This is a genomic window from Acidaminococcus massiliensis, from assembly GCF_900095825.1.
Taxonomy (GTDB): Bacteria; Bacillota; Negativicutes; order Acidaminococcales; family Acidaminococcaceae; genus Acidaminococcus; species Acidaminococcus massiliensis.
Map to the genome: position 1 here is coordinate 454023 of NZ_LT608315.1, position 19730 is coordinate 473752.

Annotated in this window: 20 protein-coding genes; 9 read left to right on the plus strand and 11 right to left on the minus strand. The window is 54.7% G+C overall.

Going from position 1 to position 19730, the window contains the following annotated elements; all coding sequences use genetic code 11:
• Window positions 1-8: 8 nt before the first annotated feature.
• From BQ2657_RS02310 to amrS, 6 genes are all read left to right on the plus strand, one after another.
• Window positions 9-1010 (plus strand): FAD:protein FMN transferase, encoded by a 1002-nt coding sequence (locus tag BQ2657_RS02310; RefSeq protein ID WP_075579190.1) that lies wholly within the window; start codon window positions 9-11, stop codon window positions 1008-1010.
• A 9-nt stretch (window positions 1011-1019) separates the two neighbouring features.
• Complete coding sequence (locus BQ2657_RS02315) at window positions 1020-1397, plus strand: NusG domain II-containing protein (protein WP_075579191.1); 378 nt, start codon at window positions 1020-1022, stop codon at window positions 1395-1397.
• Window positions 1378-1905, plus strand: a complete 528-nt coding sequence (locus BQ2657_RS02320; protein WP_232708989.1) for a Gx transporter family protein — start codon at window positions 1378-1380, stop codon at window positions 1903-1905. The genes BQ2657_RS02315 and BQ2657_RS02320 overlap by 20 nt, the downstream gene beginning before the upstream one ends.
• 38 nt (window positions 1906-1943) lie before the next feature.
• Entirely contained in the window at window positions 1944-2588 is a 645-nt protein-coding gene (locus BQ2657_RS02325) for a uracil-DNA glycosylase (protein WP_075579192.1), read from the plus strand.
• Between the two features lie 62 nt (window positions 2589-2650).
• On the plus strand, window positions 2651-4048 hold the full coding sequence (gene amrA, locus BQ2657_RS02330; protein WP_075579193.1) for an AmmeMemoRadiSam system protein A: 1398 nt from the start codon (window positions 2651-2653) through the stop codon (window positions 4046-4048).
• A complete protein-coding gene (amrS, locus tag BQ2657_RS02335) occupies window positions 4045-4887 on the plus strand; it encodes an AmmeMemoRadiSam system radical SAM enzyme (protein WP_075579194.1) in 843 nt (280 codons plus the stop codon). The genes amrA and amrS overlap by 4 nt, the downstream gene beginning before the upstream one ends.
• 100 nt (window positions 4888-4987) lie before the next feature.
• Here the strand turns inward: amrS and BQ2657_RS02340 are convergent, their stop codons facing one another.
• The 6 genes from BQ2657_RS02340 to BQ2657_RS02365 form a co-directional block, all read right to left on the minus strand.
• Window positions 4988-5356: a hypothetical protein gene (locus tag BQ2657_RS02340; protein WP_075579195.1), complete on the minus strand. Its 369-nt coding sequence runs from the start codon at window positions 5354-5356 to the stop codon at window positions 4988-4990.
• 15 nt (window positions 5357-5371) lie between these two features.
• A complete protein-coding gene (locus tag BQ2657_RS02345) occupies window positions 5372-6163 on the minus strand; it encodes a hypothetical protein (protein ID WP_075579196.1) in 792 nt (263 codons plus the stop codon).
• A 132-nt stretch (window positions 6164-6295) separates the two neighbouring features.
• A complete protein-coding gene (locus tag BQ2657_RS02350) occupies window positions 6296-7717 on the minus strand; it encodes a HAMP domain-containing sensor histidine kinase (RefSeq protein WP_075579197.1) in 1422 nt (473 codons plus the stop codon).
• Window positions 7701-8375 (minus strand): response regulator transcription factor, encoded by a 675-nt coding sequence (locus BQ2657_RS02355; protein WP_075579198.1) that lies wholly within the window; start codon window positions 8373-8375, stop codon window positions 7701-7703. Before BQ2657_RS02355 ends, BQ2657_RS02350 begins: the two co-directional genes overlap by 17 nt.
• Before the next feature lie 584 nt (window positions 8376-8959).
• Window positions 8960-10282 (minus strand): CitMHS family transporter, encoded by a 1323-nt coding sequence (locus BQ2657_RS02360; RefSeq protein WP_075579199.1) that lies wholly within the window; start codon window positions 10280-10282, stop codon window positions 8960-8962.
• 79 nt (window positions 10283-10361) lie between these two features.
• Window positions 10362-12650: a hydratase gene (locus tag BQ2657_RS02365; RefSeq protein ID WP_075579200.1), complete on the minus strand. Its 2289-nt coding sequence runs from the start codon at window positions 12648-12650 to the stop codon at window positions 10362-10364.
• Between the two features lie 334 nt (window positions 12651-12984).
• Between BQ2657_RS02365 and BQ2657_RS02370 the strand changes: the two genes are divergently transcribed.
• Window positions 12985-13842, plus strand: a complete 858-nt coding sequence (locus tag BQ2657_RS02370; RefSeq protein WP_075579201.1) for a LysR family transcriptional regulator — start codon at window positions 12985-12987, stop codon at window positions 13840-13842.
• Window positions 13843-13965: 123 nt separating this feature from the next.
• Here BQ2657_RS02370 and BQ2657_RS02375 read toward each other — a convergent pair whose 3' ends face one another.
• From BQ2657_RS02375 to BQ2657_RS02385, 3 genes are all read right to left on the minus strand, one after another.
• Window positions 13966-14469: a DUF6803 family protein gene (locus tag BQ2657_RS02375; protein WP_075579202.1), complete on the minus strand. Its 504-nt coding sequence runs from the start codon at window positions 14467-14469 to the stop codon at window positions 13966-13968.
• Between the two features lie 124 nt (window positions 14470-14593).
• Window positions 14594-15748, minus strand: a complete 1155-nt coding sequence (locus BQ2657_RS02380) for a sensor histidine kinase (RefSeq protein WP_075579203.1) — start codon at window positions 15746-15748, stop codon at window positions 14594-14596.
• A gap of 2 nt (window positions 15749-15750) precedes the next feature.
• Window positions 15751-16470, minus strand: coding sequence for a response regulator transcription factor (locus BQ2657_RS02385; RefSeq protein WP_075579204.1), 720 nt, complete (start codon window positions 16468-16470; stop codon window positions 15751-15753).
• A 99-nt stretch (window positions 16471-16569) separates the two neighbouring features.
• On the opposite strand from BQ2657_RS02385, the gene BQ2657_RS13535 reads away from it, so the two are divergent.
• Window positions 16570-17148: a helix-turn-helix domain-containing protein gene (locus tag BQ2657_RS13535; RefSeq protein WP_075578809.1), complete on the plus strand. Its 579-nt coding sequence runs from the start codon at window positions 16570-16572 to the stop codon at window positions 17146-17148.
• Window positions 17118-17990 carry an IS3 family transposase gene (locus BQ2657_RS13540; protein ID WP_408607740.1) on the plus strand — a complete coding sequence of 291 codons (873 nt, stop codon included), beginning with the start codon at window positions 17118-17120 and terminating at the stop codon, window positions 17988-17990. Before BQ2657_RS13535 ends, BQ2657_RS13540 begins: the two co-directional genes overlap by 31 nt.
• An 85-nt stretch (window positions 17991-18075) precedes the next feature.
• Here BQ2657_RS13540 and BQ2657_RS02400 read toward each other — a convergent pair whose 3' ends face one another.
• Complete coding sequence (locus tag BQ2657_RS02400) at window positions 18076-18351, minus strand: hypothetical protein (protein WP_143224822.1); 276 nt, start codon at window positions 18349-18351, stop codon at window positions 18076-18078.
• Between the two features lie 269 nt (window positions 18352-18620).
• Window positions 18621-19523, minus strand: a complete 903-nt coding sequence (locus tag BQ2657_RS02405) for a metal ABC transporter solute-binding protein, Zn/Mn family (RefSeq protein WP_075579206.1) — start codon at window positions 19521-19523, stop codon at window positions 18621-18623.
• Window positions 19524-19730: the final 207 nt, after the last annotated feature.

Here is a 19730-nt window from a genome sequence, read left to right on the forward strand (position 1 = left end):
GGACCTCTATGAAAAAACTATTAGCTTCGCTTCTGGTTTTCAGCAGCCTGACTTGTGCAGGCTGCTTTTTTCAAACCGAAAAACACGAAGACACCCGGTTCATGATGGATACCATCGTGACCATCACCACCACCGGTGACAGCCAAAAAGATCTGACCGATGCCACCAATGACGCTCTCCAGCTGTTCCAGACCATTGCCAACCAGACGGATCCCTATACGGCACAGGGACCGGAGGACCTGTACGCGGTGAATCAGAGTGCTGGAAAAGGCCCCCACAAAGCTTCTCCCTATCTCATGGACATCCTGAGCAAAGTCCAGCCCATGGGGAACCGGGATCTGGATCTGACCCTGGGCCCTGTGATCCAGGTATGGAACGCCCATAAGGAAGCCAAGACCGTCCCCAGCCAGGAAGAAGTGGCCCAGGCACTGGCCAAAACCGGTCCTGAGAAGTATACTTTAGACACAGCCGCCAATACGGTGACCCTGGCCCCCGGTGCCCAGCTGGATCTGGGAGCGGTGGCCAAAGGCTATGCAGTGGAACAGACCGCAGACCTCTTGAGCCGGGACAAACGGATCAAGACCGCCCTCATCAACGCAGGAGGCAACATCAAGGTGCTGGGCACCAAAGACGATGGCAGTCCTTGGAAGATCGGCATCCAAGACCCCCGGAACCCCCAGAAGATCCTGGGGACCCTGGCAGTGAAGGACGGTACGGCCATCGCCACCAGCGGGGATTACCAACGGTACTATGAAGTGGACGGGAAGCGGTACCACCACATCCTGGATCCCCAGACCGGCTGGCCTGCCTGGCATGCCCGTTCCGTCACCGTGGTCACCCATTCGGCCTTCTGGGCGGATTATTATTCCACCCTGCTCTTTGTACTGCCGGAAGACAAGGCCATGGCCCTGGTGGAAAAAGATCCCAACCTGGAAATGCTCTATGTGGATCTAGAGGGGAAGACCTATGTATCCTCCGGCCTGAAAGACATCTATACCCCAGAAAAATAAGGAGACCTTATGCGCAAGAATGATTTTTGGCTGATCTTGGTCCTGCTGGTACTGGCAGCCGGGAGCTGGTTCCTGTTCCGTTCCGACAGTACGGCCCGGGATAAAGTCCTGGTGGTCCGGAAAGACCAACAGGTGCTCCAGCGGATCGAACTGAAAAAAGTGACTTCGGAGACCAAGCTGATCGTACCGGTGGAACATGGAGAAATGGTCATCGCCTATGACAGAGAAGGGGGCCGGGTGCTCTCCTCCCCCTGTCCGGACCAGGTCTGCGTCCACCAGGGAAAGATCACCCGTTCCGGCCAGACCATCGCCTGCGTACCGGAAAAGGTCCTTGTCACCATTACCACAGCAGCAAAGGAAAATGATCATGATGCCATCCTCCGCTAAACTATCCATCCACGAAATCACCCAGCTGGGCGTCCTCCTGGCAGCTGCCATCGCCCTCCGGCTGGCAGAAACCAGCCTAGCCTGGCTGCTGCCCCTGCCGGGAGCCCACCTGGGGCTGGCCAATACGGTGACCATCATCGTCCTGTACCTCTACGGCCCAGGCAAGGGAGCGCTGTTCCTGGCCAGCCGGATCCTCCTGACCGGTCTCCTGTTCACGGGGCTTTTGAGCCCCGGTTTCCTGATCGGGCTGGGAGGCGCCGCCCTGAGCTTTGTGGGCATGGCCCTGGGAGAGAAGCACCATTGGTTCTCCACCATCGGGATCGGCCTTCTGGGAGCCTTCCTCCACAACTGCGGCCAGATCCTGATGGCGGTGGTCATCATGCGGACCCCGGCCCTGTTCTCCTACCTGCCGGTGCTGATTGCCATCGGCATCCCCACCGGCCTGTTCACCGGATTTTTGGCCGGGTTCTTCCTGGAGAGGATGAAGGAGAAGGGGCCTGCTGCCTGAACAGCAGGCCGTCAACCATACAAGGAGCATACAAATCCATGGAACCTGCAAACTTTGACGAACTGAAAAAACAGCTGGAAGACTGCACCGCCTGCCCCCTCCGCCAGGACTGCCAAGCCCCGGTAGGCTGGTTCGGCAGCCTGGAAAGCCCTCTCATGATCGTGGGAGAAGGCCCCGGAGGCGTGGAGGATGACTACGGCTGTCCTCTCATCGGCCCCAGCGGCCAGCTGCTGGACCGAGCCCTCTGGTCCGTCCGGATCACCCGGGACCGGGTCTATACCACCAATGTAATCAAATGCCGTCCCAAAGGAAACCGGACCCCCACCGTGGAAGAAGGGGCCTTCTGTGCCCAAAAATGGCTGGAACAGGAAATCCGTCTCCTCCAGCCCAAGGTGATCCTGGCGCTGGGCAGTGTGGCTCTCCGGTATTTCAAAGGCCCGGAAGCCCGGATCACCCGAGCACGGGGCCAATGGTTCACCACTCCCGAAGGGATCCCCTGCCTGGCCACTTTCCACCCCTCCTATCTGCTCCGGCTCACCGGCCAGTCCCAGATTGCCGCCAAGTGGGAAGTCTTTCACGATCTGGAAGCCGTCAAAGCCAAAGTGGAGGAACAGTGCCCCGGGTACAGCTGGAACAGCGGCGCCCCGGTCCATCTGTTTGAGTTGTTCAGGAAAAGGAGCTGAAAAGGCTGCCGCAATGCGGCAGCCTTTTCTGTGCTAAAATAAAGGAAAGAGAGGTGTTTCCTATGACAATCCTTGCTTCTTTTGCTGTCCCCCATCCCCCCATCATCCTCCCGGAAGTCGGCCGGGGGGAAGAGAGGAAGATCGCCGCTACTACGGCCGCCTATGAGGCCGCCATGAAACAGGCGGCGGAATTCCAGCCGGATACCCTGATCATCACCAGTCCCCATGCGGAAATGTACCTGGATTACTTCCACATCGCCCCAGGCCGGGAAGCCCAGGGGAATTTCGCCCAATTCGGCGCATCCCAGGTAAAAATTTCCGTCCAGTACGACCGGGATCTGGCAGCCCTGATTGCCGATGAGGCAGAAAAATCCGGCATCCCTGCCGGACTTGAAGGCGAACGGAATCCGGACCTGGACCACGGTACCCTGATTCCCCTCTATTTCTACCGGAAATTCGGGTCCCTGGAAAAGGTCCGGATCGTGCGGATTGGCCTTTCCGGCATGTCTCCTGCGATCCATTACCGGTTCGGCCAGTGCATCCGGGATGCAGCAGAAAAACTGGGTCGCCGGGCGGTGTTCATCGCCAGCGGAGATCTGTCCCACAAACTGAAAGAAGACGGCCCTTATGGGTATGTACCGGAAGGCCCTATCTTCGACCGGCAGTGTACGGAAGCCCTGGGCCAGGGAGATTTCTTCCGCCTCCTGACCCTGGACCATTCCCTATGCACCCGCGCCGCCGAATGCGGCCTCCGTTCCTTCTGGATCATGGCCGGTGCCTGGGACGGCACTGCGGTCCGATCCCGTCTCCTGTCCTATGAAGGACCTTTTGGGGTAGGGTACGGGGTAGCTTCCTTCCTGGGAGAAGGGCCGGACCCCAGCCGGAAATTCCTCCGTCCTCTGCTGGAAACAGAAAGAAAGCAGCGGGCAGAGCGGATTGCCCAGGAAGATCCCTATGTGAAGCTGGCCCGCTTGGCCGTGGAAACCTATATAAAGAACCATGAAATCGCCCCCCTGCCGGCTGATCTTCCCTCGGAAATGCTCCATACCCGGGCCGGTGCCTTTGTGTCCCTCCATCTCCAAGATCAGCTCCGGGGCTGCATCGGCACCTTCCTGCCCACCCAGGACTGCCTGGCCCGGGAAATCCTGCTGAACGGGATCGCCGCCGCCACCCGGGATCCCCGTTTTCCCGCCGTCCGCCTGGAAGAACTGCCTTATCTGGAATACAATGTGGATGTGCTCAGCACCCCGGAACCGATTTCTGGGCCGGAGGAACTGGATCCTCGGAAGTATGGGATCATCGTGAAAAGCGCTCAGGACGAACGGAGAGGCCTTCTGCTGCCCGATTTGGATGGAGTGGATACCGTTGATGCCCAAATCTCCATCGCCCGTCAGAAAGGAAATATCGCGGCCAAAGAGCCTGTCAACTTATTCCGGTTCCAGGTGGTGAGGCACAGATGACGGAAGCGCAATCCCTCCTCACCTGCTCCCTCTGTCCCCATCACTGCCAACTGGCCCCGGGACAGACCGGTTTCTGCCGGGCCCGGAGCCATCGGGAGGGGAAGATCCGCCCGGACAATTATGGATTCCTCACCTCCCTGGCCCTGGATCCCATCGAAAAAAAGCCCCTCCGCCGCTTCCATCCCGGAAGCCAAATCCTGTCCCTGGGCAGCTGGGGCTGCAATCTCCGCTGCCCCTTCTGTCAGAACGCCTCCATTTCCCAGGCCGGGGCAGAAACAGCTCGGCTCCAGCTTAATCCGGAACAGCTGCTGGCCCTGGCCCTAGAATACCGGGATAAAGCCGGCAGCATCGGAGTGGCCTTCACCTACAACGAACCCCTAGTAGGTTATGAATATGTCCGGGACTGCGCCCAGCTGCTGAAGGAAAATGGGCTCTGCACCGTCCTGGTGACCAACGGGACTCTCTGCCGGGAGCCTTGGGAAGCCCTGCTGCCCCTGGTGGACGCCGCCAACATCGACCTGAAAGGGTTCACCCCGGCATTCTACCAGTGGCTCCAGGGGGATCTGGAAACAGTGAAGACCAATATCCAGCTGGCGGTGGAAGCCGGCTGCCATGTGGAAGTGACCACCCTGGTGATCCCAGGCAAAAACGACGGAGACGAAGACATGGAAAAGGAGGCCCGTTGGCTGGCCTCCCTATCTCCGGATCTCCCTCTCCATATTTCCCGATACTTCCCCCGCTGGCACTTGGAACTCCCTCCCACTCCGGTAGAAACGGTCTATCATCTGGCCGCCCTGGCCCGGAAGTGGCTGAAGTACGTGTATGAGGGGAATTGCTAAAAAAGGGGTGTTGCGCAAAACGTGCAACACCCCGGTCGCGGGCCGCGAGCCGCGGCCCCAAAAAGAAGGAGCTGTTGCCCACGCAACAGCTCCTTCTTCTTTATCTCCACCACCCTGCTTTCTGCTGCATGGGCGGACGTTTTTTGTTCTGATTCTGCTGACGCTGTCTCCGTTCTTCTTCTTTTCTTCTCCGGATCTCTGCTTCCCGTCTCTTCCGGGCTTCCGCTTCCCGTTTCTTCTGGATTTCCTTCTGGCGTTTTTCAAAAGCCTTCTGGTTCCCATTGTCCCGCCGTTCCATCCGAGGTCCTTGGTTGTTCCAGGGAGTGGCCGCTTCGGCTTTGCTGCTCACCATGGCGCTGGCACCCAGCACCAGGGTCACGCCCAGCAGGAAGATGCTGGTCACTTTTTTGAAACGGTCCTTCAGGGTTTCATAAGGTTTGGCCATTGCATAGGTCACGATCTTTGTCATAATGGATTACCTCCTTCAGTCCAGCAGCTGCTGGATGGGATTCAGTTTATGGACCTGTCCATGGAGGACCTGTCCGTTTTGGGCATCTACCAGGAACTGGTAGCGCATGCCGTCTTTTTCACACCGGGCCAGATACACTCCCGGGAAAGATTTGGCCGCTTTGGCCATTCCCGGACGGGGCATTCCCTGCTGGTCCATGGCACCGGGCTGGTTCTGGATTCCCTTCCGGTTTTCCTGCACACCGTTCCGTCCAGGCTGTCCTGCCGGCTGCTGTCCCTGGACATCTCCCTGTCCTGGCCGGTTCTCCTGGCTGCCGGGCTGACCGTACTGGCCAATCTGTCCAGGCTGCCCCTGCCGGTTTTCCTCTTTCCGTCCGGATTCTTCCCGGCGGTCGGACTGTTTCTTGCTGTCTTTTCTTTCCTGTTTCTTTTCCTTCTTGCTGTCCTTCCGGTCTTCTTTCTTTTCTCCCGGCTTCCGGTCATCTAAGGTGATGCTCTGGAAAGTGATGGTGGAAGGATCGGTCCCCAGGGTGCTGGCAATGTTTTCCTTCACTGCATCGGTAGAAACCAGGGTGATATTCTGTTGGGCCGCCAGATTCTGGAGCATCCGGGTCTTAGCCTGGGCTTCCTGGATCTTGGCCTCTGCCTTGGCCTTGTGCATGGCGAATTTCCCGCCCCCTGCTACAATGGCCAGAGCCAGGAGACAGCCGGCTCCCTTTTTCAGCCGCTGAGGGGTGATCTGTTTTCTGCCCCAGTTTGCTGCTTCAACCAAACGTGCTTTGCATTGTTCCATCTTTTCTTTTTCCATGTCGAACCCTCCTCAGGACTTTTGTGGTTTCCCTTTGATGGTTCTCAGTATACAAAGGAAAAATGAAGCGGAAATGAAAGGAAGCGGGAGCTCTGTGAACTATTTTTCACAAAACTCCCGCCAACTCTCCGGTTATCTTTCCTGGGGAGGCAGCCAGAGAAAGAAGGTGCTGCCCTTCCCCATCTGGCTTTCCGCCCGTACCTTCCCTTTCATCAGCTTAGCAGCCGCCGCTACAAAGGAAAGGCCCAAGCCCAGGCCCATATTCTGTTTTTTGTTCCGGGAGGGATCTGCCTGGTACAGCCGGTTCCAGATCTTATCCAATTCTCCCGGTGGGATCCCATTGCCGTCATCCTCTACGGCAAGACAGATCCCTTCCTGTGTTTTTTTCAGGCTCACAGCGATCCGGCTCCGGGCAAACTTCAAGGCATTATCCAGATAGTTGCTCAGGATCCTGTGGAGGAGAGGTTCATCCCCCAGCACCTGGAGGCCCGATTCGATCCGTTCCTCCCACTGGAACTTTCCGGATTGGGGCAGCTTCTGGTAATCTTCCAGGGTTTCTCTGATCAGTTTGCTCAGATCCACGGGGACCAGCTCCAGGTTCTTCCGGTTCCCCAGCCGGGACAGTTCCAGCAGCTGGTTGATCAGCTGGCTCATCCGCCGGGACTGTTGGAAGATATGTTGGAATTCCTCCCGGGCTTCTTCCAGGTTGTCCGTATAATCCTTGCCGAACTCGCTTTCCGCCATGATCACCGCTGTAGGGGTCCGCAGCTCATGGGATACATCGGAGGTGAACCGCTTCTCCCGCTCCAGCAGTTCCTCCAGCTGCCCCAGCATCCAGTTGAAGGTCCTCCCCATCTGATGGATCTCATCCCGGCTGTCATCCAGAGGGATCCGCTGGGATAGGTCCCCGGTTTCCCCGATGGCCCGAGCCGCCTCGCTGATGGCCCGGACGGGAGCAAAGCTCCGTTTGATGATCTTGTAGCCTCCCAATGTGACCAGGAGCAGGAACAGGGGCAGAGCGATCAGGGCCCCCACCAGAAGTACCCGGTAATACCGGGAATACACCGTATCTGCCAGATACCCCCGGACAAACCGGCCCGGTCCATGGAACTTCCCTTTACGGATTTCCTCCTTATCCGGACGCAGGGGAAGATCCAAGTAATGGTAGGGAACGCCGTTGATCACCACAGGCTGAGGTCCCCGGCCAAACATCGGTTCTGCTGCCCGAGGCGCATTTTCTGGCTGCGTCCCTTGGAGCAGTTCTCCCTGATCGCTCCAGAGGGCCAGATATACATTGTCGTCGTAGGCCCGGAACTTCCCTTCTTTTTCCATATACCGGTCCCCGGCTTTTTCCACCGCTTTGATCAAGGTCCGGGTGGCTGTCCGTTTCTCATAATCTTCCCCCATCTTCAGGATCACTCCGGTAAAAAGGAGCAGGATGAGGGACAAGAACAGGGTATACCACAGGGTGACCCGGAGAGAGACCGGCAGGTTCTTCAGCTGTTTCAGCCGCCGTTTCAGCCAGCGGCAGTACCGGCTATTCTTTAAGGACATAACCCGCCCCCCTTACCGTGTGGAGCAGTTTGGGTTCGAAATCTTTATCGATCTTCTTCCGCAGGGTCTTGATATACACATCCACCATATTGGAATAGCCTTCATAAGAAAAATCCCAGGCATGTTCCAAGATCTGTTCCCGGGAAAGGACGGTCCCCTGGTTCCGCAGGAGATAATCCAGCACGGAAAATTCCTTGGGAGTCAAGGTGATCTCCTGGCCGTTCCGGGTCACCTGATGGGTCCGGGTATCCAGGGTCAGATCCGCCAGGGACAGCTGGGTCCGGGCCGTCTGCTGGGAATTGCTCCGTCGGAGCAGGCTGCGGATCCGGGCCAGCAGTTCATCGAATTCAAAAGGCTTCACCAGATAATCATCTCCGCCGCAGTCCAGTCCGGTGACCTTGTCCTGGGTGCTGTCCAGCGCCGTCAAAAACAGCACAGGCACCTGGCTGCCCTGGCTCCGGACTTTCTTCACCAGGGTCAGGCCATCCATTTCCGGCATCATGATATCTACAATCAATAAATCATATTCGGCAGCGTCCAAGTATTCCAAAGCTTCCTTCCCGTTGAAGGCGCAGTCTACGGAATAGGCTTCGATCTTCAGCCGCTTGGCAATGATTTTATTCAAGGTGGGTTCATCTTCCACCACTAAGATCTTCATCCGACATCCCTCCTATACTTCTACATTGTACAGGATAGCAGGGGAAAATGAAAAGGCAATGAAAAGGAAAGTGGGAGGGAAAAGATTTGTTTTTATGGTTAGTGTTAACTAAATTATAGCAAGTCGGATTACGTCCGCATTTCACCTTGCTTTTTAACAAAAAAGAAGTACAATATCTATGGGGAGAAAACAAGAGAAGAAAAAGCTTTAAAAGTTTTTTCGAAAAAAGCTTGCATCCTGTCTGGATGTATGCTAGAATAACTCCTGTAAGTAAAGACTAACCGCATTGTCTTTATTTTTTTCAAGGCTAATGGTTAGAATTTCCTAACCATTAGCCACTCCCCTTGCTTATTGTCGATGAAGAACTTGCCTCGGCCGGTTTTTCAACTCATTGTCATAGGAAATGCCGGAATGTGTGCCCCGGCATTTTCAACTCCCTCTCAATGGGAGGAACCGCCACTCCTCAGGTTCCTCCATCCAAACCCTTTTTTATTGTCAACCTTCAAGCAAAAACAGCGGCAGAGAAGCGCAGCTCTGCCGCTGTTTTTGTTGTGCCTGCTGCAAACGCAGCAGGCACTTTTTGATTACATCTGGAACACGCCGATGATCCCGGCAGCGAATACGGTAATGATGCTGAGGATCCACAGATAGGGAGCGGAAAATTTCAGCTGTTCCTTCAGGGATACCCCGGCCATGCCGATCAGCAGCCAAGTGGTGGCGTTGTGAGGAGTCACCATGATGCAGAAGTCCTTGCCGATCAGCATGCTCATGGCAATGTCGTGAGCAGCCACCCCAAACTTCTCCGCCACCCCGATGCACAGCGGCATGAAACCGAAGAAGAAGGAGTCGGTGCCCAGCATCATGCCAAACGGCACGGACAGGCAGCCCATGACAGTAGCCAGTTTGGGTCCCAGAGCATTGGGCATGATGTTGATCAGGATATTGGCCATGCTCTTCATCATCCCAGTGCCGTTCAGGATCCCTAAGAAGATCCCGGTGGTCAGCAGGATCATGGGAGTCAGCAGAGCAGCGGAAGCGTGGCGTTTCACCGCGTTGGCCTGTTCCGTAGCGGACCGGAAGTTGATGATCAGAGCGGCGGCCAGACCGATCATGAAAGCTCCGTACAGAGGGATCTTGGTGAAGCACATGAGCAGGATGACCACCAGGGTCACCAGCCAGTTGATCCACACCAGTTTGGGCCGTTTCAGGCTGGGATCAGCAGGAGCATCGTTCCCGGCCATGCTCATGTCTTCGGTGAGTTCAGCCGCTTTTCCAGTAGGGTTCAGGCCAGCGCCCCGTTTCTTTTCCAAGAGGCCCATGTAGATACAGAAAGCCAGGACAATGATCAGGCCCACACCCTGGAGGGGCAGCAGTTCATGCCACAGGATGCTGGCATCGGTTTTCAGGATAATGGCGGTACGGGCCACAGGACCGCCCCAGGGAGTCAGATTCATGATGCTGATAGCGGCGGAAATGATGCAGCACAGCACCACGGGACGGATGTGGAGCTTTTTGTACAGGGGCAGCATGGCAGGGACGGTAATCAGGCAGGTGCCGGCGGTGGTGCCATCCAGGTGGGCGATGGTGGCGATGATCCCGGTAGCGATGGTGACCAGGACAATGTTGTTCCCGGCTTTCTTGGCCAAGAAGTTCATGAGAGGATCGAACATGCCCACATCATTCATCAAAGCAAAATAAACAATGGAGAACAGGAACAGGATGGCGGTGGACATGGTGGTGCCCACGCCTTTTTTGATGAAGGCGAATACCTCTGCAGGAGCAAAGCCGCAAAGCAGGGCAATGATAATGGGGAACGCCACGAAAATGGGAATGGCATTCATTTTGGAGGAGATCAGACAGTACACGACCAATCCGATCAGTACGAAACCGGCAATACCTAACAACATGTTTTTCTCCTTTCTGCTAGGAAGGAGGAGAAGGAGGGGCCAGTCCCCGCCTTCCCCGCTTCAGCATGGACGGCAGATCTTACTTTTTGCTCCCGGCATAGTAATTGATCAGGCAGCCTGCAGCCAGGATGTCTTTCTGGGACGGTTCCACGCTGCCCAAATGCAGGGTGATCTCCGCCGTCTTCTTTCCATCCCGGATGACATAGGCCTTGTAGGTGTCCGTCTCTCCCAGAAGGATTTCCCGCACGTGGGGCACATAGACCAGATCTCCCACGGCCAGTTTTCGAGAATCTTCATAGGAAGCCAGGAAGGGAAGCATCCCCCAGTTCATCACATTGCTCCGGTACCGCTTGGTGGCATATTCCAGGGCGATGTTGGCAGCACCGCCCAGCACCCGCTGGCAGGAAGCTGCCTGTTCCCGGGCAGAGCCGTCACCGGGCTTGTTGGCATAGACCACGGAGCCGAGGGAAGTATCCTTTGCCATCTCTTCCACTGTTTCCGGCAGGGCCAGGGCTTCTTTCACAGTGCGGTAGACGGCTTCCAATTCTCCGCTTTCCGTTCCGTCCTGTCTGGCTTTTTCCAGGCACCGTACTGCTTTAGCCCGCCCCACATATTCCGGCACCTTCCGGCTCAGGGCAAATTCACTGAGGGCATAAGGATCGCTCCGGTAGGAAGAAGTTTCCCCGGAAGGGATCAGTTCATCGGTGGTGGTCACCGGATCATCGATATACGCCGCCACTTTCAGCAGCAGGTTCTCGTTCATAGGTTCAATGGAAGGCCAAGGCTTGATGGAAGGGCCATAGACCAGTTCTTCCTTCTTATCCGGCTGGCCGATGCCATCGAACACTTTATGGTCATAAGGCAGGGAATCATAATGGTAGGGCGGGATGGTTTCATCATATTCCACTTCCGTAGCCGGCGTCAGGGCTCCCTGATTGGCAGCGGTAGCAGCCACGCTCCGGGCATCCATCAGTGCCACAGAGGCGATCTGCCCCTTCCCCGGTTTGCTCCCTTCCCGGTTGGGGAAATTCCGAGTGGTATGACGGATGCTGAATCCCTTGTTGTTGGGCGTATCTCCAGCCCCGAAGCAAGGACCGCAGAAAGCGGAACGGACCACGGCGCCGGCATCCATCAGATCGGCCAGAGCTCCATTGCGCATCAGTTCCATGTAAATGGGATGGCTGGAAGGATAGACACTGAAGGCGAACCGTTCGCTGCCGATGCTCTTCCCTTTCAGGATATGGGCAGCCGCCACCAAGTTCTCATACAGCCCGCCGGAGCAGCCGGCGATCAGGCCCTGGTCGCAGTGCATCTTCCCATCATAATATTTGTCTGCCAAGCCCAGGGACAGTTCCTTGTTGTCCAGCATATTCACTGCCTGTTCTTCGATTTCCGCCAGCAGGTCTTTGCCGCCTTCATTCAATTCCTTGATGGTATACACATGGCTGGGATGGAAGGGCATGGCAATCATGGATTCCACCTTGTCCAGATCCACCACTACAGCCCCATCATAGTAAGCCAGGTTTTCCGGCTGCATCTCTTTGTAGGCTTCCGGCCGGTGATGGAGTTCCAGATATTCTTTCACCGTAGTATCCGTGGCCCAGATGGTGGTGAGGCAGGTGGTCTCCGTGGTCATCACATCGATGCCGTTCCGGAAATCCATGGACAGTCCGGCGATGCCAGGGCCCATGAATTCCATCACCTTGTTCTTCACAAACCCATTCTTGAAGACCGCTTTTTCAATGGCCAGTGCCACATCCTGGGGGCCCACCCCATGCCGGGGTTTCCCTTTCAGATAGATGGCGATGACCTGGGGCCGCCGGACATCATAGGTGTGGCCCAGAAGCTGCTTCACCAGTTCCGGTCCCCCTTCCCCGATGGCCATGGTCCCGAAAGCCCCGTACCGGGTATGGCTGTCAGAACCCAGGATCATCTTTCCGCCACCGGCCATTTTCTCCCGCATGTATTCGTGGATGACGGCCATATGGGGCGGTACGTAAAGGCCCCCGAACCGTTTCACCGCAGACAGGCCGAATACATGGTCATCTTCATTGATGGTTCCCCCCACGGCAGCCAAGCTGTTGTGGCAGTTGGTCAGGATGTAGGGGATGGGGAAATGATCCAGCCCGCTGGCGATGGCCGTCTGGATGATCCCTACGTAAGTGATATCATGGCTGGTCAGGGCATCGAATTTCAGATGCAGATCTTCCATCCCTGCTCCCTGCTGATGGGCTTTCAGTACCTGATAGGCCAGGGTCTTCTTGGCACCCTTCCCAGCGTCCGCCTGGATTCCCTGAGCGGCCAATTCGCTGCCTGTAAGCAGTTGTCCGTCTTTGTAATAAACTCCCTCATGGATCAGTTCTACCATTTTGACTCCTCCGTATCGAACCAAATCAGATTTTCTGTATCTTGCTTGTCTCTATAGTAGAATTCTCTGTGAAATAATACAAATACCTGTTTTTTGGTATCTGGTATCGATTTTTTTTATGCCTTTCAGAAGGCTGGAACAGAAAAAACGGCAGCTTCCGCTGCCGCCGTTTTTTCCGTTGCTGGTTTTCTGAGGTTGGAATCTTCCTTTTCAGGAATTGCCCGTGATTCCTTCCTGCAGGGACCAGTCTACCTGTTTTCAGCCCAAAAAACAAATAGGAATTTATTCGGATTTGCGATAAAATAAATCTATCTTTGAAATGAGGAGGCCAGCCATGGACAATAAGGATATCCTGCTGCTGAAAACCCTGTATGAAGAAAAGAACATCACCCATACCGCCAAACGGCTGTTCCTCTCCCAGCCAGCCCTGACCGACCGGCTGAAGCGCCTGGAGGCAGAATTCGGCTGCACTCTTTTTTTGCGCCAGCCCAGAGGCATCCAGTTCACTTCCGAGGGAGAGCTGCTGTACCGGTATTTTCTCCAGGCAGAAGCCTCCTATCAGAAAATCCAGGATACCCTTTCCGATGCCCGGATCCACCCGGCTGGCACCCTGTCCATTGCCTGTTCCAATGTTTTCGCCAAGTACCACATGCCCCGGATCCTCACCCAGTTCCGGAAAACCTATCCCCGGATCGAGATCCACATGAAAAGCGGGTTCAGCCATGACCGGTATCGAGATTTCCTGGAAGGCAAATACCACATCTGCATCGTCCGGGGTGAACACAACTGGAACGAAGAGAAACGTCTCCTGTGGCAGGATCCTCTCTGTGCCTTCAGCAAGGATTCCCTGAACATGGACCTCTTGCCCAGCTATCCCTATATCCACTATATGACGGATCCTTTGTTCCAGAACGTGCTGGATGACTGGTGGTACGCCCATTACAAGAAACCGCCCTTTACCATCATCGAAACCGATGCCATGGATACCTGCCTGAAAATGGTCCAGGAAGGGCTGGGATTCACCCTGCTTTCCCGGAGCTGCGGCCAGGACACTCCCCATATCCATCCCACGGTGCTGACCACCGTGGAAGGGAAACCCCTGCTGCGGGAAACCTGGATGTTCTACCGGCACAATTACCATCTCCTGACCAGCGTCAAGGCGTTCGTGGATTTTATGAAGGAGAAATATTAGGGGGCGGCGCTAGTGCCGTCCCAGTCAACGGCCAGCTGTCAACAGCCGCTGATCGCCGACTGTTGACAGCTGACAAAAAAGGACCGTGAAGAAATGTACAATTCATTTCTTCACAGTCCTTTTTTACATATGATGCATCCCGTCCATCTGGTGCATCTGCGCCGGCATGGGCTGCCAGCCGGTAATGGTGGGATCCACCATGCCGAACACCATGGCCACGTGGCTCACCACCAAGAACCCGATCAAAAGACCGAAATGGCGCAAGGTCCGCTGCTGGTCCGTGAGATGCTTCCCAGTGATTCCCAGTTCCATGAGAGCAATGGCCCCCAGGGGGAAGATGCCCAAAAGGTAGGCCGCGATAGCCAGCTGATCCGCCCAGCCCTTCCAGTGGATCCCGGGGATCACATTCACCAGAAGGTACAGCACCGCCAGGGCAAAATAAGCCCCGGCTGCGATCCCCAGCCGATGGTTCCAGGCTTTCCAGCCGGCTGCCCTGCCGCCATAATAGGTGGTATAGAACTCCGTAGCCACCAGAGATTCCGCCAATACCACCGGGATCACCATGAAAAGGATCAGGTTCCAGGGCTGGTTGGCCGCCAGCAGATCCATATAATTCGTCATAACCATTGCACATCGCTCCTTTGCTGCATTTCCTTAAAATCATAGTTGTATTATAGGGATAGAATGTGCAGATGGTGGGAAGAGAATATGAAGAAAATATGAAGGGGCTGCTGCTTATGCAACAGCTCCTCTACAATTCCACCACAAACTCCGCCCCGCCCTCTTTCCGGTTCCGGGCGGTGATGGTCCCGCCCTGGGCTTCCACGAAGCTTTTGGCCAGAGAGAGCCCGATACCGCTGCCTCCGGAAGCCCGGTTCCGGGATTTGTCTCCCCGGTAGAACTGTTCAAAGATATGGTCCAGGTCTTCCGGCGCGATGCCCGGCCCTTCATCGGCAATGATCAGGCGCACCCGCTTTCCGACCGGTTCCGTCTGCAGCAGGATGGCCGTCCCGGGATGGGTGTACCGGATGGCATTGGTGATCAAATTGTAGAGGATCTGGTTCACCCGGTCCGGGTCCAGCTGCCGCACCGGAAGAGAAGGTGCCATATTTTTGACGAAATGGAGCCTCTTTTCTTCCAGCAGCGGTTCCAGCAGCTCCGCCGCCCGTTCTGCCTTTTCTCCCAAATCCACCGGCTGGAGATGGAGTTCCAATTGATGCACCTGGGCCAGGGAAAGATCCCGGAGATCCCCCACCAGCCGAGTCAGCCGCATGACTTCTTCCTGCATGGAAAACAATTTCTCCGGCTCCGGTTCTTCCACTCCGTCCAGCATGCTTTCCAGATGCCCCTGGAGCACTGCCAGAGGCGTTTTCAGTTCATGGGCGATATTGGCCAAAAATTCCTGCCGGTTGCTTTCATTGGCAGCCAGCTCGGCAGACATCTGGTTGAACACAGCCGCCAGCTGCCCCACTTCATCCTGGGTCTCCACAGGCACTTCCTGCTTCAGATGACCCTGACGGATCTTTTCAGCCGCCTGGGACAGCTGCCGCAGGGGCCGGGTGATATTCCCGGACAGGAAATAACTCACCACCAAGCCCATTCCGGCAAACAAAAAGCCGATCCACCACAGGGACTTGTGATAAGATTCCACAAAGGTCCGTTCTGCTGCCCCCAGCATCATCCGATGGTGCATGCCTCCCATGCCCATCATCCCCCGGCCCATGCCCCGGCCATACCCGCCGGCAGCCTGACCGCCCTGGCCCGCCAGGGCAGAAGGATCCTGGAGATACTGGAAGAAATGGGTTTCCATCTGCTGGCTGCAGATGTAGATCACCACCAGGGCACAGATCAGGATCAGCAGGAAGGTGCTCACCATCATCTTATTCCGAACACTGTGAAAGCGCATGTTCAGCCTCCGAATTTATAACCGATGCCATAGACCGTCAGGATGTACCGGGGATTCCTGGAATCCGGTTCGATTTTCTTTCGCAGGTTCCGGATATGGGCATCGATGGTCCTTTCATACCCATCAAAAGCAAACCCATGGCTATTTTCCATTAATTGCAGCCTGTTATATACATGTCCAGGGCTTTTCATAAGGACTTCCAGCAAACTGAATTCGATGGGTGTCAATTCAATGGGTTTCCAGGTCTCCGTTCCCGGTTCCTTTTGGAACAGCAGGTGCCGGTCCATATCCAGTTCCAGATCCCCTGCCCGGATCACAGTTTCCGCCGGACTTTCCTTACCTTTGCCATACGCCCCGTAGGTCCGCCGAAGCAGCGCCCGGACCCGTGCCACTAGCTCCCGCATGCTGAAAGGCTTGGTCACATAGTCATCCGCCCCCAGTTCCAGCCCCATGAGGCGGTCGAATTCCGCATCCCGGGCCGTCAGCATGATGATGGGCACCGTGCTTTCCTGCCGGATGGTCCGGCACACATCCCGGCCGTCGATCTTGGGCAGCATCAAATCCAGCACCAGCAGCTGAGGCTGATCCTTCCGGAACACCCGCAGGGCTTCCTCCCCGTCCCGAGCCGTCAGGACTGTGAACTGCTCCTTCCGGAAATAATTGGCCAACAGTTCCAGCAGCTTGGGATCATCATCCACCAGCAGTACAGAATAGTTTTCCATAGTTCCCTCCTTGCTGGGAACATTATATAAAAAGGGGGTGTTGCTGAGCTGACCCCCAATTGTTAGACCAAAAATCTAACAATTGGGGGTCAGTTTTTTATGGCAAAACACAGCTATGAATTTAAGAAAAAAATAGTACTGGAATATTTGAACAGTGACGAAGGGTGTATTTCTATTTCACGTAAATATGGGATGGCAAGTAGCAGCCAGCTGCTAAAGTGGGTTGCTGCTTACAAGGCATTTGGTGATGATGGACTGAAAAGATCCCGCTCTCAAAAAATATACTCTTTCAAAGAAAAACTTTCTGTGGTAGAGTCTTACTTAACAAATGAAATCTCATATCAGGAACTAGCAATTCAAGTAGGGATCAACAACCCATCAATGATTGCCAGATGGGTCAATGAATTTAGAATTGCGGGACCAGATGCTTTACGGTCACATAAAAAAGGCAGGAAGAGAACTTTGAACAAATCTCAAACCAAAAAAACAGATACCCAGGTTCAGCAGCCGATGGTCGACATCAGTGTGGAACATGTCAAGGAGTTAGAGGATGAAAATCTTAAACTCCGTATAGAGAATGCTTTTTTAAAAGAACTGAGGAGACTGCGTTTAGAGGACGAAGCAAAAATGAGAGAGTTGCGAAAATCATCTCCAGTCTCCGAAGATCATTCAAATTGAAAGACCTTCTCTCCTATACTCAAATGCCCAAAGCGACCTATATGTACTGGCAGAAACGGTTTGACCGCGTGAATCCAGACCAGGAAGTAGAGGACAAAATACAGGAAATCCGCAGCCAGCATAAAGATTATGGATATCGGCGCATGACCGGTGAGCTGAAGAATCAAGGGATTTGCGTGAACAAGAAGAAAGTTCAACGTATCATGCAGAAACTGAGCCTTCAGGTAACATCCTTTACCCGGAAAAGCCGTAAATACAGTTCCTATAAGGGTAAGGTAGGGACCATTGCTCCGAATAGAATACATCGTCGTTTTGAGACGAATATCCCACATCAGAAGATTACGACCGATACTTCAGAATTCAAATATTATGAAGTAGATACACAGGGACATCTGACCCTGCACAAGCTTTATCTGGATCCTTTCCTGGACATGTTCGATGATGAAATCATCAGCTATGGAATAGCCAAACGTCCTTCGGCTGAAAGCATACTGGAAGCTCAAGCTGAAGCAATCGAAATTACTGCTGATTGTCCATATCGAAGAACGTTTCACTCCGATCAGGGCTGGGCATACCAAATGAAGGCCTATACCAGGAAACTAAAAAAAGAACGAATTTTTCAGAGCATGTCTCGAAAGGGTAACTGTCATGATAACGCTGTAATGGAAAACTTTTTCGGCTTAATGAAACAGGAAATGTATTATGGAGTGATCTACTACAGCTACGAAGAACTAAAAGCCGCTATCGAACGATACATCAAATACTATAACGAACAAAGGATCAAGGAAAAACTGGGCTGGAAAAGTCCTGTTCAATACAGGCTTTCTTTGCTGGCAGCATAAAAAAGTAACGAGACAGTAAAAACCATCTCGTTACTAAGGTCTAACTTTTTGGAGTCACATCATGCTGTGCAACACCCCCTTTTTATCAACTCTGCTGCCCCTGCCCCTGGCTGTCATCTCCCCAGCAGGGGGGCTGATCCTGGTTCCAGCAGCCGCCTCTGCGTCCGCCTCTCCAGTGCCGGCCGTTCTGGTTGTAATAAGGACATCCAACCTGGTTGTCCAACGCTTGTACAACCGGCTGTTTACCGCTTACTGCTTCCGAAGCATGGACTGCTGGTGTGGAAAACAGCCGAGGACCGGCCACGCTCCCTGCTGCAAAGAAAACAGCTGCCATTGCCATTGTCTTGAATTTTGTTGTCATGATGGATCATCCTTTCTTCCTCATCCAGGAGGGTTTCACTTCTCTTTGTCTTTATTATACCCGTTCCCTATGCAGGAGTTGTTGGGGAATTATGAAGAAAATGTGAAAGGAAGGGTTCACGAGTCGCGGGCTTGTTGGTGCAGACCGAAGAACCGGTTTGGCAGATTCTGACCGATTTTGTCTTATCATCCTATAGAAAAAGAACAACCGGCTAGAACGTCCAGGCTCGCGACCCGCGACCGGAGGCTGCTGCTTGGGCAGCAGCCTCCTTACTTCAGGCTCTTATAGATCCTCTCCAGGTTCTCTTCCATCTGCTCCAGATAGCCGCCTTCTCCCTCGCTGCCTTCCAGGGTATGGATGGGCACTACTTTCGCGCCCACTTCCCGGGCCAGGGATTCGCTGGTCTTGGGACTGACTGCAGCCTCCGTAAAGATGGTACGGACCTGATGGGCTCTGCAGTATTCCACCAGTTTCGCCAGCTGCCGGGCATTGGGTTCTCCGGCGGCAAATACCCCTTCCACACTGTTCTGCTCCAGTCCGAAATCCCGGCACAGATACGCAAAAGCCGCATGGCCGGTGACGAATTCTTTCCGAGAAAGGCCCTGGAATTTCCCTTTATAGGTTTCTTCCATCTGCTGCAGACGGCTGATGAATTTTTTTCCATTGGCCTGATACTCAGCTGCATGGTCCGGGTCTGCCTGGGACAGTCCCTGGACAATGGCCTCCGCTTCCAGCCGGGCGCAGGAAGGACTCAGCCAGGCATGGGGATCATATTGGCCATGTTCCCGGATTTCTTCCTGGTCTTCATTGGCAATGGGAACTACCTTTTGGGCAGCTATGATCCTGACCATATTTTTGTTTTCCGCCGCCCGGACCATTTCCTCCGCCCAGGGTTCCATGCCCAGTCCCTGCTGGACAAACACCCGAGCCTGGCTCAGCGTCTTCATGCTTTTGGTGGTGGGCTGGAACTCATGGGGTTCCGTCCCTTCCGGGATCAAAGAAGTCACTTCCACCCGATCCCCGCCGATGGCTTCCGTCATTTCTTTCATGGCATAGAAACTGGCCACCACCGGCAGTTTCCCCTGACCATCTTTCTTCGGAGCCGGCTTTCCGCCGCATCCAGCCAGCAGCATCAAAAGACCCGCCAGCAGCAAAAATAAGATTCTTTTCATCGCTCTGTTTCCTTTCGTTGGGAGATTCCCATACTGTGCAAATCTGAACCGCGGGCGACGGGTCCTGCCGTCCCTACGGTTCCGTCTTACACGTTCAAAAAATTTGCCTGCAAATTTTATCCGACCGCCGTTGACTGTTGACAGCTGACCGTTGTGACCGGGGCGTCTCAGCACCCCCAATTGCAAACCATTTGCATTTTCGCGAGA

Excerpts from the sequence above, each read along its gene's own strand:
- amrS (WP_075579194.1), top strand. The coding sequence starts at position 4,045 with ATGACGGAAGCGCAATCCCTCCTCACCTGCTCCCTCTGTCCCCATCAC.
- BQ2657_RS02345 (WP_075579196.1), bottom strand. The coding sequence starts at position 6,163 with ATGGAAAAAGAAAAGATGGAACAATGCAAAGCACGTTTGGTTGAAGCA.
- BQ2657_RS02365 (WP_075579200.1), bottom strand. The coding sequence starts at position 12,650 with ATGGTAGAACTGATCCATGAGGGAGTTTATTACAAAGACGGACAACTG.
- BQ2657_RS13535 (WP_075578809.1), top strand. The coding sequence starts at position 16,570 with ATGGCAAAACACAGCTATGAATTTAAGAAAAAAATAGTACTGGAATAT.
- BQ2657_RS02400 (WP_143224822.1), bottom strand. The coding sequence starts at position 18,351 with ATGACAACAAAATTCAAGACAATGGCAATGGCAGCTGTTTTCTTTGCA.
- BQ2657_RS02380 (WP_075579203.1), bottom strand. The coding sequence starts at position 15,748 with ATGCGCTTTCACAGTGTTCGGAATAAGATGATGGTGAGCACCTTCCTG.
- BQ2657_RS02355 (WP_075579198.1), bottom strand. The coding sequence starts at position 8,375 with ATGAAGATCTTAGTGGTGGAAGATGAACCCACCTTGAATAAAATCATT.
- BQ2657_RS02405 (WP_075579206.1), bottom strand. The coding sequence starts at position 19,523 with ATGAAAAGAATCTTATTTTTGCTGCTGGCGGGTCTTTTGATGCTGCTG.
- BQ2657_RS02325 (WP_075579192.1), top strand. The coding sequence starts at position 1,944 with ATGGAACCTGCAAACTTTGACGAACTGAAAAAACAGCTGGAAGACTGC.
- BQ2657_RS02370 (WP_075579201.1), top strand. The coding sequence starts at position 12,985 with ATGGACAATAAGGATATCCTGCTGCTGAAAACCCTGTATGAAGAAAAG.
- BQ2657_RS02385 (WP_075579204.1), bottom strand. The coding sequence starts at position 16,470 with ATGGAAAACTATTCTGTACTGCTGGTGGATGATGATCCCAAGCTGCTG.
- BQ2657_RS02375 (WP_075579202.1), bottom strand. The coding sequence starts at position 14,469 with ATGGTTATGACGAATTATATGGATCTGCTGGCGGCCAACCAGCCCTGG.
- BQ2657_RS02340 (WP_075579195.1), bottom strand. The coding sequence starts at position 5,356 with ATGACAAAGATCGTGACCTATGCAATGGCCAAACCTTATGAAACCCTG.
- BQ2657_RS02320 (WP_232708989.1), top strand. The coding sequence starts at position 1,378 with ATGATGCCATCCTCCGCTAAACTATCCATCCACGAAATCACCCAGCTG.
- BQ2657_RS02360 (WP_075579199.1), bottom strand. The coding sequence starts at position 10,282 with ATGTTGTTAGGTATTGCCGGTTTCGTACTGATCGGATTGGTCGTGTAC.
- BQ2657_RS02350 (WP_075579197.1), bottom strand. The coding sequence starts at position 7,717 with ATGTCCTTAAAGAATAGCCGGTACTGCCGCTGGCTGAAACGGCGGCTG.
- BQ2657_RS02310 (WP_075579190.1), top strand. The coding sequence starts at position 9 with ATGAAAAAACTATTAGCTTCGCTTCTGGTTTTCAGCAGCCTGACTTGT.
- amrA (WP_075579193.1), top strand. The coding sequence starts at position 2,651 with ATGACAATCCTTGCTTCTTTTGCTGTCCCCCATCCCCCCATCATCCTC.
- BQ2657_RS02315 (WP_075579191.1), top strand. The coding sequence starts at position 1,020 with ATGCGCAAGAATGATTTTTGGCTGATCTTGGTCCTGCTGGTACTGGCA.